Genomic DNA, 14,109 nt, shown 5'->3' on the forward strand with positions numbered 1-14,109 from the left:
CCAGGTTGCGGGTGACTCGGAAGCGGAGTTCCTGACTCCCAGCGTGTTCGCTGGTCACAGTGGCGGGACCGCGCCGGATTCACACCGGCTTCCTCCTGTGCTTCGTCGTTCGGGCTCACCCTAACCGGCGGGTTACAGTCCGACCTATGCCCAGTGGGATTGAGCGCAGTCGCTCGGACGCCTGCCCCGGCGCCGTCGAGCTGCACCAGGCAGCCGACGGCGGGCTGGCGCGCATCCGGATCCCGGGCGGCACTCTTTCCGCTGCTCAGTGGGACGTCGTCCGGCTGGCGGCCGCGGAGCTCGGCAACGGAGTGCTGGAACTGACCTCGCGGGCGAACCTCCAGATCAGGGGGCTCGCGGACGGCGTCGAGCTGGGTGCGCGACTGGGTGCGGCGGGCCTGCTGCCCTCTTCGACGCACGAACGCATCCGCAACATCGTCGCGGCGCCGCTGGAGGACAACCAGGCGTTGGTCGACGAGATCGACGCGGCCCTGTGCGAGAACCCCTCTCTGGCCTCGCTGCCAGGGCGTTTCCTGGTCACGGTGGGTGGCGCGGTGAGCGGCCTCGGGGGCGACTTCGGGCTGGTGGACGGCGCTGCGAGGGCAGGCGACGGCCCTTCCGACGGCTTCGTCCTCCTTCTCGCCGGTACCGATACAGGTGTCCGTGTTCACAACCCCGTCGACGCCGTCCTCACCGCCGCCTGCCTCTTCCAGCAGATCCGGGGGACCGCCTGGCGCCTGTCCGAAGTGGACGACGGTGTGCGAAAGATCACCGAGCACTTCGGCACCTCAGACGCCCCGCGCGTCACCCCTGCCGTGACGCCGGTCGCACCTTCCCCCACCACCCCCGGCGTCCCACTGGGCAGGCTGGACGCACACCAACTCCCCGGCGTCCCCATCCGGCTGACGCCGTGGCGCAGCCTGGTCGTACCGCCGGGAACCGACACGTCCGGCCTGATCACCGACCCCGCCTCCCCCTGGCACGGCGTCAGCGCCTGCACCGGACGCCCCGGCTGCGCGAAGTCGCTCTCCGACGTGCGAGCGGACGCGAAAGCCTGGCTGGGAACCCCGCACAGCCGTCCGGTGCACTGGTCGGGTTGCTCACGCCGATGTGGTCGCCCGGCCGGTGATGTGATCGAGTTCGTCGCGACCGGCGACGGCTACGAGGAGTACAGGTGACGCAGTACATCAAGGACGGCGCGGAGATCTACCGCCAGTCCTTCGCCACCATTCGCGCGGAATCGGACCTCACCAGGTTCCCGGCAGACGTCGCGAAAGTCGTCGTGCGCATGATCCACGCGTGCGGCATGACCGACCTGCCCGACGACGTCGCCTTCACCCCCGGCGTCGTGCGCGCCGCCCGCGCGGCGCTGCGCAACGGTGCCCCGATCCTCTGCGACGCCAACATGGTCGCGTCCGGCGTCACCCGCCGTCGTCTGCCCGCGGACAACGAAGTCCTTTGCTACCTTCAGGATCCGCGCACGCCGGCCAAAGCGCAGGACATCGGCAACACCCGCAGCGCCGCCGCCCTCGAACTCCTCGCGGACCGCTTCGAGGGCGCGGTGATCGCGATCGGCAACGCCCCCACCGCGTTGTTCCACCTGATCGACCTGATCGAGCGGGGAGCTCCGAGGCCGGCGGCGGTCCTGGGCATCCCGGTCGGGTTCATCGGTGCGCAGGAGTCCAAGGAGGCTTTGGCCGCAACGGATCTGGAGCACCTCGTGGTGCACGGCCGGCGCGGCGGCAGCGCCATGACGGCAGCGGCTATCAACGCGATTGCGAGCGAAGAAGAATGACGGGCAAGCTCTACGGCGTCGGTCTGGGTCCTGGCGACCCGGAACTCGTGACGGTCAAGGCCGCGCGGCTCATCAAGGAAGCCGACGTCATCGCGTTCCACAGCGCCCGGCACGGTAGGTCAGTCGCCAAAACCATTGCGGCGCCGTACTTCCGCAGCCAAGATGATCCAAATCCGCAGATCATGGAACAGCTCGTCTATCCCGTGACGACCGAGGACACCGACGACTACCAGGGCGAGATCGACGCGTTCTACGAGGAAGCCGCGGCCAAGCTCGCCGCGCACCTCGACGCCGGACGCGACGTCGTAGTCCTCGCCGCCGGAGACCCGTTCTTCTACGGCTCCTACATGCACATGCACAAACGCCTCGCCGACCGCTACGAGTGGGAAGTGGTCCCCGGCGTGACGTCCGTGAGCGGCGCATCAGCCGTTCTCGGCACCCCGCTGGTGGAACGCGACGAGGTCCTCACGATCCTGCCCGGCACCCTGCCGCCCGCCGAGCTCGCAACGCGCCTCGCCGACACCGACTCGGCCGCGATCCTCAAGCTGGGCCGCACTTTCGGCAACGTCCGCCAAGCACTCGAAACCACGGGCAGGCTCGACGGCGCCTGGTACGTCGAGCGCGCCACCACCGGCCGGCAGAAGATGTCGCCACTGGCCGACGTGAACCCCGACGACGTCCCGTACTTCTCGCTGGCCCTGCTTCCCAGCCAGTCCAAGCCCGCGAAACCCAAGGGCGAGGTCGTGGTCGTCGGCCTCGGCCCCGGCGCGCGGACCTGGCTCACCCCCGAAGCCCGCCAGGAACTGGAAGCGGCGGACGAGCTCGTCGGCTACAGCACCTATCTGAACCGCGTCCCGGACCGCCCCGGCCAGACCAAGCACGCCTCCCACAACCAGGTCGAGTCCGAACGCGCCGCGTTCGCCCTGGACCTGGCCAGGAAGGGCAAGCGGGTCGCGGTCGTCTCCTCCGGCGACCCCGGCATCTTCGCGATGGCCACTGCCGTCCTGGAAGTCGCCGCGGAAACCCAGGACGTCCCGGTGCGAATCATCCCCGGAGTCACCGCCGCGAACGCCGTGGCAGCAAAGGCCGGCGCCCCGCTCGGCCACGACTACGCGGTGATCTCGCTGAGCGACCGCCTCAAGCCGTGGGACGTCATCGCCGAACGTCTGACCGCCACCGCCAAGGCAGATCTCGTCATCGCGATCTACAACCCGGCGTCCAAGGCCCGCACGCACCAGGTCGCGGACATGCGCGACCTCCTGCTGCAGCACCGCAAGGCGGAGACCCCGGTGGTCGTCGGACGCGACGTCGGCGGCCCGGAAGAGGAGATCCGCGTCCTCACGCTCGGCACTCTCGACGCGGACACGATCGACATGCGCTGCCTGCTGATCATCGGCTCGTCCCAGACGATCGTGACCGACGCCGGCGTGGTGTTCACACCCCGGCGCTATCCAACCAGCTGACCGCAGCATCGACGTCGGCCACCGTTTCCGCAGGTGGGAGCGGTGGCCGGCGCACGATCACGACCGGTGTCCCGAGCTGACGCGCGGCTTCGAGCTTGGCCGAGGTCATCGTGCCGCCGCTGTCCTTGGTCACCAGCACGTCGATCTCACGGAACCGCATCAGCTCCAGCTCGCCGTCCACGGTGAACGGGCCGCGCGACAGCAGCACCTCGATCCGGGCGGGCATCGGCGGCGACGGCGGCTCGACCATCCGCGCCAGGAACCACTGCGGGCAGTGAGCGAACTCCGCGAGGTCCTGCCGCCCGGTGGTCAGGAACACCCGCTCGCCCGGCAGGTTCCGCGCCGCCTCGGCGACGCTGTCCACCCAGTGCCAGCCATCGACAGGCGTGAACCCAGGCCGTCGCAGGATCAGGAACGGCACGCCAACGCGCTCACAAGCCTCGAACGCGTTCGCGGTGATCTGCCGCGCGAACGGATGGGTGGCGTCGACCACCGCGTGGATGTCGTTGTCCCGCAACCACTGCACGAGCCCGTCGACCCCGCCGAACCCTCCGACCCTGACTTCGCCGACCGGCAGACGAGGCGAACTCACCCGTCCCGCGAGGGACGAAATCGCGGGCACGCGGGAAGCCAGCTCGCGCGCCTCCCCCGTGCCGCCGAGGATCAGGATCATCGAACGCGCGTGGCCGAGTACAGGTGGCTGTCGGGGAACTGGGTCGCGCCCAGCACGTTCCCCACGATGATCACCGCGGTCCGCTTGATCCCGGCGGCCTCGACCTGCGAAGCGATGTCGTCCAACGTCCCGCGCAGCACGATCTCGTCGGCCCGCGAGGCGTACGCGACCACGGCGACCGGGCAGTCCAGGCCGTAGTTCGGGACCAGCTCCGCGACGACCTCGGAAATCCGTTGCACGGCAAGGTGCAGCACGAGGGTGGCGTGCGAACGCCCCAACGTGTCCAGGTCCTCGCCAGGAGGCATCGGCGTCGCACGCTGCGAGGTGCGCGTGAGGATCACCGTCTGCCCCACTCCGGGCACGGTCAGCTCACGCTGCAACGACGCCGCGGCAGCCGCGAACGCCGGCACCCCGGGCGTCACGTCGTACGAGATCTCCAGCGCGTCCAACCGGCGCATCTGCTCGGCCATCGCGCTGAACACCGCCGGATCCCCGGAGTGCAGCCGCGCCACGTCCAGCCCGGCAGCGTCAGCCGCCACCAGCTCGGCAACGATCTCGTCCAACGTCAGCGAAGCCGTGTCGACGAGACGCGCCCCATCAGGGCAGAAGTCCAGCAGCTCGACCGGCACCAGCGCTCCCGCGTACAGGCACACCGGCGACGACTCGATCAACGAACGCCCCCGCACCGTGATCAGGTCGGCCGCCCCTGGCCCGGCCCCGATGAAGTGCACGGTCACTTCGTCACGCTCCACGTCGTCACGGGCAGGTGCGGCCGCCACCCGGTGAACTTGCCGACCGGCGAACCCCGGTTCACCGCGATCCGCACCAGGTCACCGCCGACCTTCGCGTACCACTGCGCGACCACGGCCTCGGACTCCAGCGTCACGGCGTTCACGACGAGCCGCCCGCCGGCGCCCAGGGAGTCCCAGCACGTCTGCATCACGCCCGGCACGGTCAGCCCGCCACCGATGAAGATCGCGTCGGGCTTCTCCAGCCCTTCCAACGCCTCCGGAGCCCGTCCGATGTGGACCTCGACTCCCGGGACCCCGAGCGAAGCGGCGTTGCGGACGATCCGCTCGGCCCGTTCGGCGGACTGCTCCACCGCGATCGCCCGGCACGTCGGATGCGTCCGCGACCACTCGATCGCGATCGAACCCGACCCGGACCCGACGTCCCACAACAGCTGGCCCGGCAACGGCCCCAGTGTCGACAGCGAAATCGCCCGCACCTCACGCTTCGTCAGCTGCCCATCGGTCTCGTACGCGTCGTCCGGCAAGCCCGGCACCCGCGAATACGCGCTCTGAGAGCACTCGATCGCGATGACGCACAACGGGTCCGAGCTCTCCCCGGACCACTGGTACACCCGCTCTGCGGGCCCACCCAACTGCTCCAGCACGGTGACCGGCCCGGCGATCCCGGCCACGACCTCCGGATCACCGCCCAGCACGAGCACCCGGCGTCCCGGCGTCAGGGCAGGTCGCAGCAGGTCGGCGGACCGCCCGACCAGCGACACGACCTCGACGTCGTTCAGCGCCCACCCGAGCCGCGCACAGGCCAGCGACACGGACGACGGATGCGGGATCACGGTAACCCGCGAACCCAGCAAACGGACCAAAGTCGTGCCAATTCCGTGGAACATCGGATCGCCGGACGCCAGCACACAAACGTCGCGGTACTTCTCGAACAACGCGGGCAACGCCGGCACCAGCGGCGACGGCCACGCGACCCGCTCGAACTCCCCCGGCACCAGATCGAGCTGCCGCTGCGAGCCCATCAGCACTTTCGCAGTGCCAACGGCGTGCCGCGCGGCGGGCGAGAGCCCGTCCCACCCGTCGGCCCCGATGCCGACGACGGTGACGTCAGACGGTTCCGGTGACACGCTGCACCTGAATCTCGATCACCACGCGCTCCGGGTTGACCCGAGGCTGCTTGTACCGCGCGGCATACCTGCGCACGGCGTCGTCGACGGATTCCACGTCGTCGCGCACGACCGCGGGACCCTCCACCGTGGACCAACGCCGTCCGTCCACCTGGCACACAGCCGCGTACCCGGCCTTGCGCACGTGCTTGACCTTCCACGACGCACCGTGCGTGATGATCCGCGCGACACCGGCGTCCTGGTCGAGCGTGACCCCGACCGGCACCACGTGCACCGTCCCGTCCGGACGCACGGTGGACAACGTGCACAGGTGCCGTTCAGCCCAGAACTCGGCGAACTCGGCGCCCCGCTCGATCGACATGGCACGAATCATGCAATGCCGCGTCCGGGAAATGAAATCGGCCCGGCCCGTCGTTTTGCTCACCGGACGCGAATACGGCCCGCCACCGCGGTGACGGGCCGTATCTCACCTCAGCACTACGGGTAGTTGACGACGTTCACCGGCACGGTTCCCGGCGGCGTCACCCCGCCCACGTTGTTCACCACGTGGGTGATCGTGCCCTGGTAGTTCAGCGACACGGTCAGCAGGTTGTGCAACCGGACACCGGACCGGTTGGGCACCTCGAACGCGTTCTCCGCCCGCACGGACGGATTGACGTTGAAGAAGCAGTAGCTGCCGAGCCCCCACGCCTCGTGCGTGGTGACGTTGTCGCCGACCTTGTAGGCCGCGTATCCGGCCTGCCCGTTCGGCCTGTTCCAGGACGCCTGGTTCGGCACGTCGTACGGCATCTCGTTCTGGAAGAAGATGGTCCGTCCGCGCTCGCCGTTCCAGATGACCTGGTACTTCTGGTAGTGCTCGACGAACAACCCGGTGGCCAGCACGTCGTTGCCGTTCACCACCAGGCCCGTGTCACCGATCGCCTCGTTCCAGCCCCACGTGCCGGCGTTGCCGTGGTCGGCCCGCCAGATCCAGCTGTGGTCGATGATCGTGTGGTTGCTGTTGACCACGAGGCTGTTGGTCGCCTTGCCCGCGACCGCGCCGCCGACCCGGAAGAACACGTCCTGCAACGTCGTCGGGTTGGCCGCGTGCGATGCCGACGAACCCGAGGGCCCGACGGTCAGCAGCGAGCTCGACAGCGTCGTGCCCGCGTCGAACAGGATGCCCTTGATCCGCACACCGTCGACGTCCGCGACCTGCATCGCGGTGACGCCGTTCTGCGGCACGATCGTCGCGTAGCCGATGCCCAGCACGACGGTGTTCGGCCGCGTGATGTTGATCGTCTGGTTGACGTTGTAGATGCCGGGCGTGAAGAACAGGTTGCAGCCCTGGCCCAGTGCCGCGTTGATCGTGGCGGCGGTGTCGCCCGCCTTCACGACGTAGAACTGGTTCATCGCGAGCGACGTGCCCGGCGTGCCACCGTTGATCCACGACGCACCGGAAGCGTTGGTGCGCAGGGAAGGCAGGAACACCCGGTAGGCGCCGTTCTCGAAGTACAGGTAGGGCACGTCACGCGAGACCGGCGTGGTCGCGAGCGTCGTCTCCGGCGGGCTCGGGAACGTGTTCGGCGGCGCACCCGGAGTCCCGGAGAACACCATGTTCCACACGCCGCCGTTCCAACTGCCGTAGTTGGAATCACGGGTGTACCACTGCTGCTGCGAGATCGACGCCGTCTGACCGGACACGCGGGTGTCGGCCGTGTAGCCACCACTCGCGAAGCCGTAGCTGGCCGGGTAGAGCGCCAGGTTGCCGCGAACGTCCATGCGCCGGAACGGCGCCGCCTGCGCGACGGCCCAGCGGTTGGTGCCGCTGCTCGGGTTCACGGCCATGTTCTCGGCCGAGCGCCAGAAGTTCTGCAGCGCAACGCCCTTGTCGGACTCGTTGAACGCGTCCACGGTGATGTCGCCGTTGATCACGACGTCACCGGGGTTCTTGCCGAGCCCCGCGACGGACGTGTAGAAGCCGACGTCGTCATGCACGTTGTACGTACCCGGCTTGAACAGGTGCGCGACCCGCCGCGGCGCCATCTGCGCGGTCAGCGTGTCCTTCTGGTTGTTGAAGTCGGTGTCGAGCTGCGCCTGAATGCTCGCCGCCGACATGCCCGGGTCGAAGACGCGCGTGTTCGGCCCGAAACTCGGGTTGTCCGGCTGAACACAGCCCTGCGACGTGCCGATCGTGTAGGTCGCGCTGGCCACGGCCGAGTTCGCGAGCCCCGACTTGATGCCGATCGCACTCACGGTTCGGCTGGTGGGCACGGAAATCGGCCCGCTGTAGAGCGGCGAGGACGCCGTCGGCGTCGAGCCGTCCACTGTGTACCGGATCGTCGCGCCACTCGTCGTGGTGGAGATCGTCACCGTCTGCGCGGAGGTGTAGGCGCCGCCAGGTGGACTGAAGGTCGGCGTCGCGACCGGCGTGCCGATCACGTACGAGGCACTGCCGACAGACGAGTTCGCCTGACCCGACTTGATACCAATCGCGTTGATGGTCCTGTTGCTGGGCACCGAGATCGGCCCGGTGTACAGCAACGAGGACCCCGTCGGCGTCGAGCCGTCAGTGGTGTAGCGGATCGTCGCACCGGACGTGGCGGTGGAGATCGTCACGGTCTGCGCCGTCGCGTACGTGCCACCCGGCGGGCTGAAAGTAGGCGTCGCGACCGGTTGCGGCGCACTGTTGTGGGTGTAGCTGAAGTGCGGCGTGTCGTACTGCGGCCCGGACTTCTCGTAGGTGAACCAGTAGTCGATCACCGTGCCGGACGACAGCGACCCGACGGTCTTCTGCCAGGTCCCGGCGTTGTTGGTCATCCGGAAGTTCTGCTGCGATTGGCCGGAGATCAGGTAGTGCACGTCGACGTACAGGGCAGGGGTCGTCGGCGTGAAGTTGATCCGGGCTTGAGTCGCGTCGATCGCGGTCACGTTCTGCGTGTAGTCGTCGGCCGCATAGGCGGCCTCGACCGTCGCCAATGACGACAGGGCAATCGCTACGGCGGCCAGTCCAGCCCGCCATCTCGTCTTTGAGAGCGCTCTCACACCTTGAACGGTAAAGCCGAGATGACGGTGAGGGAAGACGAAAGTTACGGGAAAGCTCAGAGACTCCACCGGAATGCGAACCGGTCCCGGAATTGTTTTCACCCGAACGAGCAGATTCATGGAGCGAATACAAGCCATAGCGTCAACGCATGACTCCATCGACCGCGTACAGCAGGGACCTGGGCGACGAGCTGCGCAGGCTCCGGGAGACCTCCACCGGACTCAAGGGCCACGAGCTCGCCAAGAAGCTCGGCTGGGACCCGAGCAAGGTCTCGACCATCGAGCACGGGAAGGCACGCGCCAGCGAGATCGACCTGGTGCAGTACTTGTCGATGTGCGGCAAGGACATCGACTTCTACGAGAACTTCAAGCAGCGCTACCAGCACGCGTTCGACGAGTACGCGCTGCAGGTGTCAGGCAACCTGCGCACTGTCACGATGGCCGAGTCCACGGCCAAGGGAATCACCAGCTACGACACGCTCGCGGTGCCAGGCCTCTTCCAGACGGCGGAGTACGCCGAGGGTGTGTACCGAGTGACAGGAATGGTCGCGGAGGAGCGGATTCCCGTGCTCGTGCAGTCCCGGACTGACCGACAGGCGATCCTGCGACGACACGATCGGGCGAGTTGCGTGTTCTACGTCCATGAGCTAGCGCTTCAGCAGCGGATGGGCGACGACGAGGTGATGCAAGGGCAGTACAAGCGACTGCTGTCCAAAGCCCACATGATTCGGCTCGTGCCCGAGGAGATCGCCGTGTTCTCCGCCGGCTTCATGCTGTGGGAGTACGAGAAGTCGAAGCCGGTCGCCTACAGCGAGAACGAGTTCGCGCGCCTGTTCGTGCAGGATCCCGGCGCGATCGCGAAGGCGAGGCTCCACTTCAAACAGCTGGAGAAGGTCGCACTGGACGAGCAGCAAACGCGCACAAGGCTCACGCAGTACCTTCACTAACCCACGAGAGTGCAATGAGCTTGGGACTCGAAGAACGCGAGCGGCGGCGTCCTCGCGTTCTCGTCCCCTGCCTGGCAATCCCTGCTCAGGTTCCTCGGTTCTCGTTGAGGTAGTTGTAGATCGTGTACCGGGTCACCTCGAGGACCCCCGCGAGGTGATCCACCGAGTCGCGGATGAGGAAGAACCCCGCCTCGTCCAGCACCCGCACGACCTGCGACTTGTGCACCTTCTTCATCAGCTCGACGGGCACGCCGACATCGGCGATCGCCTTCTCCACCAACACTCGCTGCAGCGTGTCCACGTCCTGTGGAAACGACTCGACGGGCCCGGAAGCCTCGTGCGCGGCGAGTTTGTTGACGCACAAGCAACCCACGGCGACCCCGGCGGCGTCGCGTACGAACGTGGTGGACGACCAGATCGCACGGCCGTCCGGTGCGTACGTCTCATAGCCGGGCATGTCGGTGGTCGTGCCACGCCGGACGAGGCCCAGCAACAGGTCCGTCATCGGCCCGCCCACCTGGCGGCCGGTCAGCGAGCCGGCGATCGCGATGATCGAGTTCGGCAGGCGGGACAGGTCGTGCACCACGACCTCGGTGTCCGGGCCCAGGGCCGAGGCGAGCGAGTCCACGGTGGGCACCAGAGCCGACAACGCTGCCGGCACCGGGGAAGCCGCCGAGCTGGACAGCGACTTCAGGGCGGCGCGAACGCGTTCCAGGGTGCCGCGCGAAGTCGTGGCGTGCGGCGACAAACGGACGTGCTCGGGGCGGACGGTGGCGGCGATGCCGAAGCCGTTCAAGGCTTCCCCGACGACCGAGGCGGCCTCGGGCATGGTGAACGCCAGGATTCCGCCCCGGCGTTCGCGGGCGGAGACGATCTTGCCGCCGCACGACAGGACGATCTCCTCGAGTTCCGCGACGGTCTCGCCCACGGCCGTGTCCAGAGCGGAAACCCCGGCCAGCTCAACGAGTTCCAGCGCCTCCGCGAAGGCGCCGGACACGACCGGGGAGAGGTTGGTGATGTTCCAGGAGGCGGCGTCCGGCGCGGGCTCGTGCACCGAGTTGTCGAACAGGCCCGCGTCCAGGGCGCCGGTCCAGCCGGACAGCACCGGCGAAAGCCGTTCCAGAGCGCGGTCGGACAGCACCACGAAACCGGTGCTCCAGCCGGCGCGCAACCACTTCTGGCCGCCGACCACCAGCACGTCGGCGAGCTCCCACGGTTCGTCGACCACGCCGAAGCCCTGGATGCCGTCCACGATCAGCAGCCGATCGCCCACGGCCTCGCGCAACGCCGCCAGGTCCGCGCGGTAGCCGGTGCGGAAGTCCACAGCGGACACCGACAGCGCGGAAACCTCTTCGGTCAAAGCGACGGCGACCGCCGCGGGGTGCACCGGGCCGTCCAGCACGATCGACGGCAGGCCGGCGCGCACCCACGGGTAGGTGTTGGACGGGAACTCCGACGCCGAGTACATGACCGTGCCGGACAGCCCGAAGGCCGCCTGGAACAGGCCGATGGACGTGTTCGGCACCAGGGCGACGTGGTCGGTGTCCGAGCGGCAAAGGCGCGCGACGGCGGCCTTCACCCGTTGTTCCTCGCGCATCAGGGTGTCCACTGTGGAGGGACCGGCCAGCGAGGCCTGTTCCATCAGGCGCGAGGTGGCCGCCACCACCGGGGTGGAGGGCGGGCCGAAGCGGGCGAAGTCGAGGTACCCCTCCGGTTCGCGGAACTGGGCGAGGTACGAGGCGTCGATCAACTTAGAGCACCTTTGCGAGGAACTGTTGCGTGCGCGGCTGCTGCGGATTGTCCAGCACGTCGGACGGTGTGCCGCTCTCCACCACGGCGCCGTCGACGAGGAACACCACGCGGTCGGCGACCGAGCGGGCGAAGCCGATCTCGTGAGTGACCACGATCATCGTCATGCCGTCGCGGGCGAGCGAGGTCATCACGTCGAGCACCTCGCCGACCAGCTCCGGGTCCAACGCGGACGTGGGCTCGTCGAACAGCATCAGCTTGGGCTTCATCGCCAGAGCGCGGGCGATCGCAACACGTTGCTGCTGGCCTCCGGACAGCGAACCGGGGTAGGCCGAGGCCTTCTCGGCGAGCCCCACCCGTTCCAGCAGCGCCGACGCTTCCGCACGCACCTCGGCGCGGCCGCGGCCCAGCACCTGGATCGGGCCCTCCATGACGTTCTCGAGAGCCGTGCGGTGCGGGAAGAGGTTGAACCGCTGGAACACCATCCCGACGTCGCGGCGCTGGTGGGCAGCGTCGCGTTCGCGCAGCTCGTAGAGCTTGCCGCCGGCCGCGCGGAACCCGACCGGCACGCCGTCGACCCAGATCCGGCCGGCGTCGATGGTCTCCAGGTGGTTCACGCAGCGCAGGAACGTCGACTTGCCCGCGCCGGACGGCCCGAGCAGGCAGACGACCTCGCCGCGCTCGACCTCCATGTCGATGCCCTTGAGGACCTCGGTGTGGCCGAACGACTTGCGGACCCCAATCGCCTCAACGAGGGCCATAAGCACGCTCCAGGTAGTGCTGCCCGATCGACGCGAGGGACACCATCACGAGGTACCAGGCCGCGGCGGCGAACAGGGTTTCCATGATCTCCAGGTTGCGCGAGGAGATGTTGTTCGCGGCGTGGATGAGCTCCAGGAAGGCGATCACCGACGCCATCGAGGTGCCCTTGATCATGTTGATGAAGTTGTTGCCGGTCGGCGGGATGATCACGCGCATCGCCTGCGGCAGCACGACTCGGCGCAACGTCGTCATCGGCGTCATGCCGATCGACTTGGCCGCCTCGGTCTGGCCGGGGTCGACGCTGCTCAGACCCGCGCGGACGATCTCGGCCATGTAGGCGCTCTCGTTCAGGCCGAGGCCGAGCAGCGCCGCGACGAACGCGGTCATCACCACGTTGGTGGGCACCGAGAACAGCATCGGGATGCTGATGTTCTGGAACACCAGCGCCAGGTTGAACCAGATCAGGATCTGCAGCAGCACCGGCAGCCCGCGGAACAGCCAGATGTAACCGACCGCGAACCACCGCGCGACCGGGTTGGCCGAGAGCCGCATCAACGCGATGACCACGCCGAGGACGATCGCGCCGCCCTGGGACACCACGGCGAGCACGATGGTGTTGAGCAGGCCTTCGAGCATCACGGGGTGCGTGAAGAACCCCGGCACGTCCTCCCACTGGATCTGCGCCTCGGCCATCGCCCAGCCGAGACCCGCGAGGACCAGCAGGATCATCGCGCCGCTGAACCACCGCCAGGGGTGGCGCAGCGGCACGACGGTGAGCTCCCCCTGCTGGAGGTCACTGGTGCGGACATCACTTGCCATTGATCGCGGCCTTGGTGATCGCACCCTGCTTGATGTCCCAGGTGGTGAGGATCTTGTCGTAGGTGCCGTCGTCGATCAGCGACTGCAGCGCACCCTTGATCGCCTCGGACAGCTTGGCGTTCTGCTTGTTCACGCCGATGCCGTACGGGCCACCGTTGATCGGCGCGAGCGGCACGACCTCGAAGTACTGGCCGTCACCGGCGGTCTTGGCGACGTAGACGGCGGTCGGCAGGTCGTTGAGGATCGCGGCGACACGGCCGGTGCGCAGCTGGTTCTGGTTCCCGGTGTCGCTGTCGGTGACGCTGAGCGTGACCTCGGGCTTGCCGGCGGCGACGCACTTCTGGCTCTGCTCCTTGGCGAACTGCTCCTGCGAGCTGCCCAGGTTGACCGCGATCCCCTTGCCGCACAGGTCCTCGACGCTCTTGACCCCCTGCGGATTGCCCTTCTGCACCATGATCGTGATGCCGGACGTGAAGTAGTCGACGAAGTCGATCTTCTGCTGACGTTCGGCGGTGTCGTTCATCGCGGCCATCGTCACGTCGACGCGGCCGGTCTCCAGGCTGGTGATCAGCGAGCTGAACGCCATGTCGCTGTGCTCGGCCTTGAGCCCGAGCTTGGCGGAGATCGCCTTGATCAGGTCGACCTCGGAGCCCAGCGGCGTCTTGCCGTCCTGGTCGTAGAAGTTGTTCGGCGGGTTCTGGATGTTCGACCCGACCTTGAGCGTGCCGGCCGACGCGATCGCGGGCGGCACCAGCGCGGCGAGCGCGTCGTCCTTCTTGACCGAACCCAGGTCGGAGGACGGCGGCGTGGACGTCTGCGGATTGTCCGGCGTGGACCCGCAGGCGGCGAGCCCCAGTACGAGCAGCGAGGTCACGAGCAGGCGCGGCATCATGGCGGGGACCGTACAACGTCGAGTTGAAGACGTCCACAAAAAGTTGAAGCCAGGCGTGACCGGCGGCACCTGGGGAATTCCATCGGCATCCGGTTCGTTGGTCCGG

Annotated in this window: 13 protein-coding genes and 1 riboswitch; of the genes, 4 read left to right on the plus strand and 9 right to left on the minus strand. The window is 68.1% G+C overall.

Going from position 1 to position 14,109, the window contains the following annotated elements; translation table 11 throughout:
• Positions 1–25: 25 nt before the first annotated feature.
• Positions 26–95, minus strand: a riboswitch (cobalamin riboswitch).
• Positions 96–146: 51 nt separating this feature from the next.
• Genes ACWGE0_RS15255 through ACWGE0_RS15265 form a run of 3 tightly spaced genes read left to right on the plus strand, consistent with a single transcriptional unit; the run spans position 147 to position 3,258 of the window.
• Positions 147–1,178 carry a hypothetical protein gene (locus tag ACWGE0_RS15255; protein ID WP_452261504.1) on the plus strand — a complete coding sequence of 344 codons (1,032 nt, stop codon included), beginning with the start codon at positions 147–149 and terminating at the stop codon, positions 1,176–1,178.
• On the plus strand, positions 1,175–1,795 hold the full coding sequence (locus ACWGE0_RS15260; protein ID WP_452261505.1) for a precorrin-8X methylmutase: 621 nt from the start codon (positions 1,175–1,177) through the stop codon (positions 1,793–1,795). The genes ACWGE0_RS15255 and ACWGE0_RS15260 overlap by 4 nt, the downstream gene beginning before the upstream one ends.
• Complete coding sequence (locus tag ACWGE0_RS15265; protein WP_452261506.1) at positions 1,792–3,258, plus strand: precorrin-2 C(20)-methyltransferase; 1,467 nt, start codon at positions 1,792–1,794, stop codon at positions 3,256–3,258. The genes ACWGE0_RS15260 and ACWGE0_RS15265 overlap by 4 nt, the downstream gene beginning before the upstream one ends.
• Here ACWGE0_RS15265 and ACWGE0_RS15270 read toward each other — a convergent pair.
• The 5 genes from ACWGE0_RS15270 to ACWGE0_RS15290 all read right to left on the minus strand — a co-directional run bounded on the left by ACWGE0_RS15270 (position 3,230) and on the right by ACWGE0_RS15290 (position 8,834).
• On the minus strand, positions 3,230–3,931 hold the full coding sequence (locus ACWGE0_RS15270) for a cobalt-precorrin-6A reductase (RefSeq protein ID WP_452261507.1): 702 nt from the start codon (positions 3,929–3,931) through the stop codon (positions 3,230–3,232). The genes ACWGE0_RS15265 and ACWGE0_RS15270 overlap by 29 nt on opposite strands.
• Positions 3,928–4,668 carry a precorrin-4 C(11)-methyltransferase gene (gene cobM, locus ACWGE0_RS15275; protein WP_452261508.1) on the minus strand — a complete coding sequence of 247 codons (741 nt, stop codon included), beginning with the start codon at positions 4,666–4,668 and terminating at the stop codon, positions 3,928–3,930. Before cobM ends, ACWGE0_RS15270 begins: the two co-directional genes overlap by 4 nt.
• A complete protein-coding gene (gene cbiE, locus ACWGE0_RS15280) occupies positions 4,665–5,810 on the minus strand; it encodes a precorrin-6y C5,15-methyltransferase (decarboxylating) subunit CbiE (protein WP_452261509.1) in 1,146 nt (381 codons plus the stop codon). Before cbiE ends, cobM begins: the two co-directional genes overlap by 4 nt.
• A complete protein-coding gene (locus ACWGE0_RS15285; protein WP_452261510.1) occupies positions 5,791–6,171 on the minus strand; it encodes a TIGR03618 family F420-dependent PPOX class oxidoreductase in 381 nt (126 codons plus the stop codon). Before ACWGE0_RS15285 ends, cbiE begins: the two co-directional genes overlap by 20 nt.
• A gap of 116 nt (positions 6,172–6,287) precedes the next feature.
• Positions 6,288–8,834, minus strand: coding sequence for a chitobiase/beta-hexosaminidase C-terminal domain-containing protein (locus tag ACWGE0_RS15290; RefSeq protein ID WP_452261511.1), 2,547 nt, complete (start codon positions 8,832–8,834; stop codon positions 6,288–6,290).
• 149 nt (positions 8,835–8,983) lie between these two features.
• Between ACWGE0_RS15290 and ACWGE0_RS15295 the strand changes: the two genes are divergently transcribed.
• On the plus strand, positions 8,984–9,781 hold the full coding sequence (locus ACWGE0_RS15295; protein WP_452261512.1) for a helix-turn-helix domain-containing protein: 798 nt from the start codon (positions 8,984–8,986) through the stop codon (positions 9,779–9,781).
• A gap of 85 nt (positions 9,782–9,866) precedes the next feature.
• On the opposite strand, the gene ACWGE0_RS15300 is transcribed toward ACWGE0_RS15295, so the two are convergent.
• From ACWGE0_RS15300 to ACWGE0_RS15315, 4 genes are read right to left on the minus strand one after another with little or no spacing between them, the layout of a single operon-like run.
• Positions 9,867–11,531, minus strand: coding sequence for a PAS domain-containing protein (locus ACWGE0_RS15300; protein ID WP_452261513.1), 1,665 nt, complete (start codon positions 11,529–11,531; stop codon positions 9,867–9,869).
• Between the two features lies 1 nt (position 11,532).
• A complete protein-coding gene (locus ACWGE0_RS15305; RefSeq protein WP_452261514.1) occupies positions 11,533–12,291 on the minus strand; it encodes an amino acid ABC transporter ATP-binding protein in 759 nt (252 codons plus the stop codon).
• On the minus strand, positions 12,278–13,111 hold the full coding sequence (locus ACWGE0_RS15310) for an amino acid ABC transporter permease (RefSeq protein WP_452261515.1): 834 nt from the start codon (positions 13,109–13,111) through the stop codon (positions 12,278–12,280). Before ACWGE0_RS15310 ends, ACWGE0_RS15305 begins: the two co-directional genes overlap by 14 nt.
• Positions 13,101–14,003, minus strand: a complete 903-nt coding sequence (locus ACWGE0_RS15315; protein WP_452261516.1) for a transporter substrate-binding domain-containing protein — start codon at positions 14,001–14,003, stop codon at positions 13,101–13,103. The genes ACWGE0_RS15310 and ACWGE0_RS15315 overlap by 11 nt, the downstream gene beginning before the upstream one ends.
• Positions 14,004–14,109: the final 106 nt, after the last annotated feature.

This window comes from Lentzea sp. NPDC054927, assembly GCF_053610285.1.

Excerpts from the sequence above, each read along its gene's own strand:
- ACWGE0_RS15285 (WP_452261510.1), bottom strand. The coding sequence starts at position 6,171 with ATGTCGATCGAGCGGGGCGCCGAGTTCGCCGAGTTCTGGGCTGAACGG.
- ACWGE0_RS15305 (WP_452261514.1), bottom strand. The coding sequence starts at position 12,291 with ATGGCCCTCGTTGAGGCGATTGGGGTCCGCAAGTCGTTCGGCCACACC.
- ACWGE0_RS15265 (WP_452261506.1), top strand. The coding sequence starts at position 1,792 with ATGACGGGCAAGCTCTACGGCGTCGGTCTGGGTCCTGGCGACCCGGAA.
- ACWGE0_RS15310 (WP_452261515.1), bottom strand. The coding sequence starts at position 13,111 with ATGGCAAGTGATGTCCGCACCAGTGACCTCCAGCAGGGGGAGCTCACC.
- ACWGE0_RS15255 (WP_452261504.1), top strand. The coding sequence starts at position 147 with ATGCCCAGTGGGATTGAGCGCAGTCGCTCGGACGCCTGCCCCGGCGCC.
- ACWGE0_RS15315 (WP_452261516.1), bottom strand. The coding sequence starts at position 14,003 with ATGATGCCGCGCCTGCTCGTGACCTCGCTGCTCGTACTGGGGCTCGCC.
- ACWGE0_RS15270 (WP_452261507.1), bottom strand. The coding sequence starts at position 3,931 with ATGATCCTGATCCTCGGCGGCACGGGGGAGGCGCGCGAGCTGGCTTCC.
- ACWGE0_RS15295 (WP_452261512.1), top strand. The coding sequence starts at position 8,984 with ATGACTCCATCGACCGCGTACAGCAGGGACCTGGGCGACGAGCTGCGC.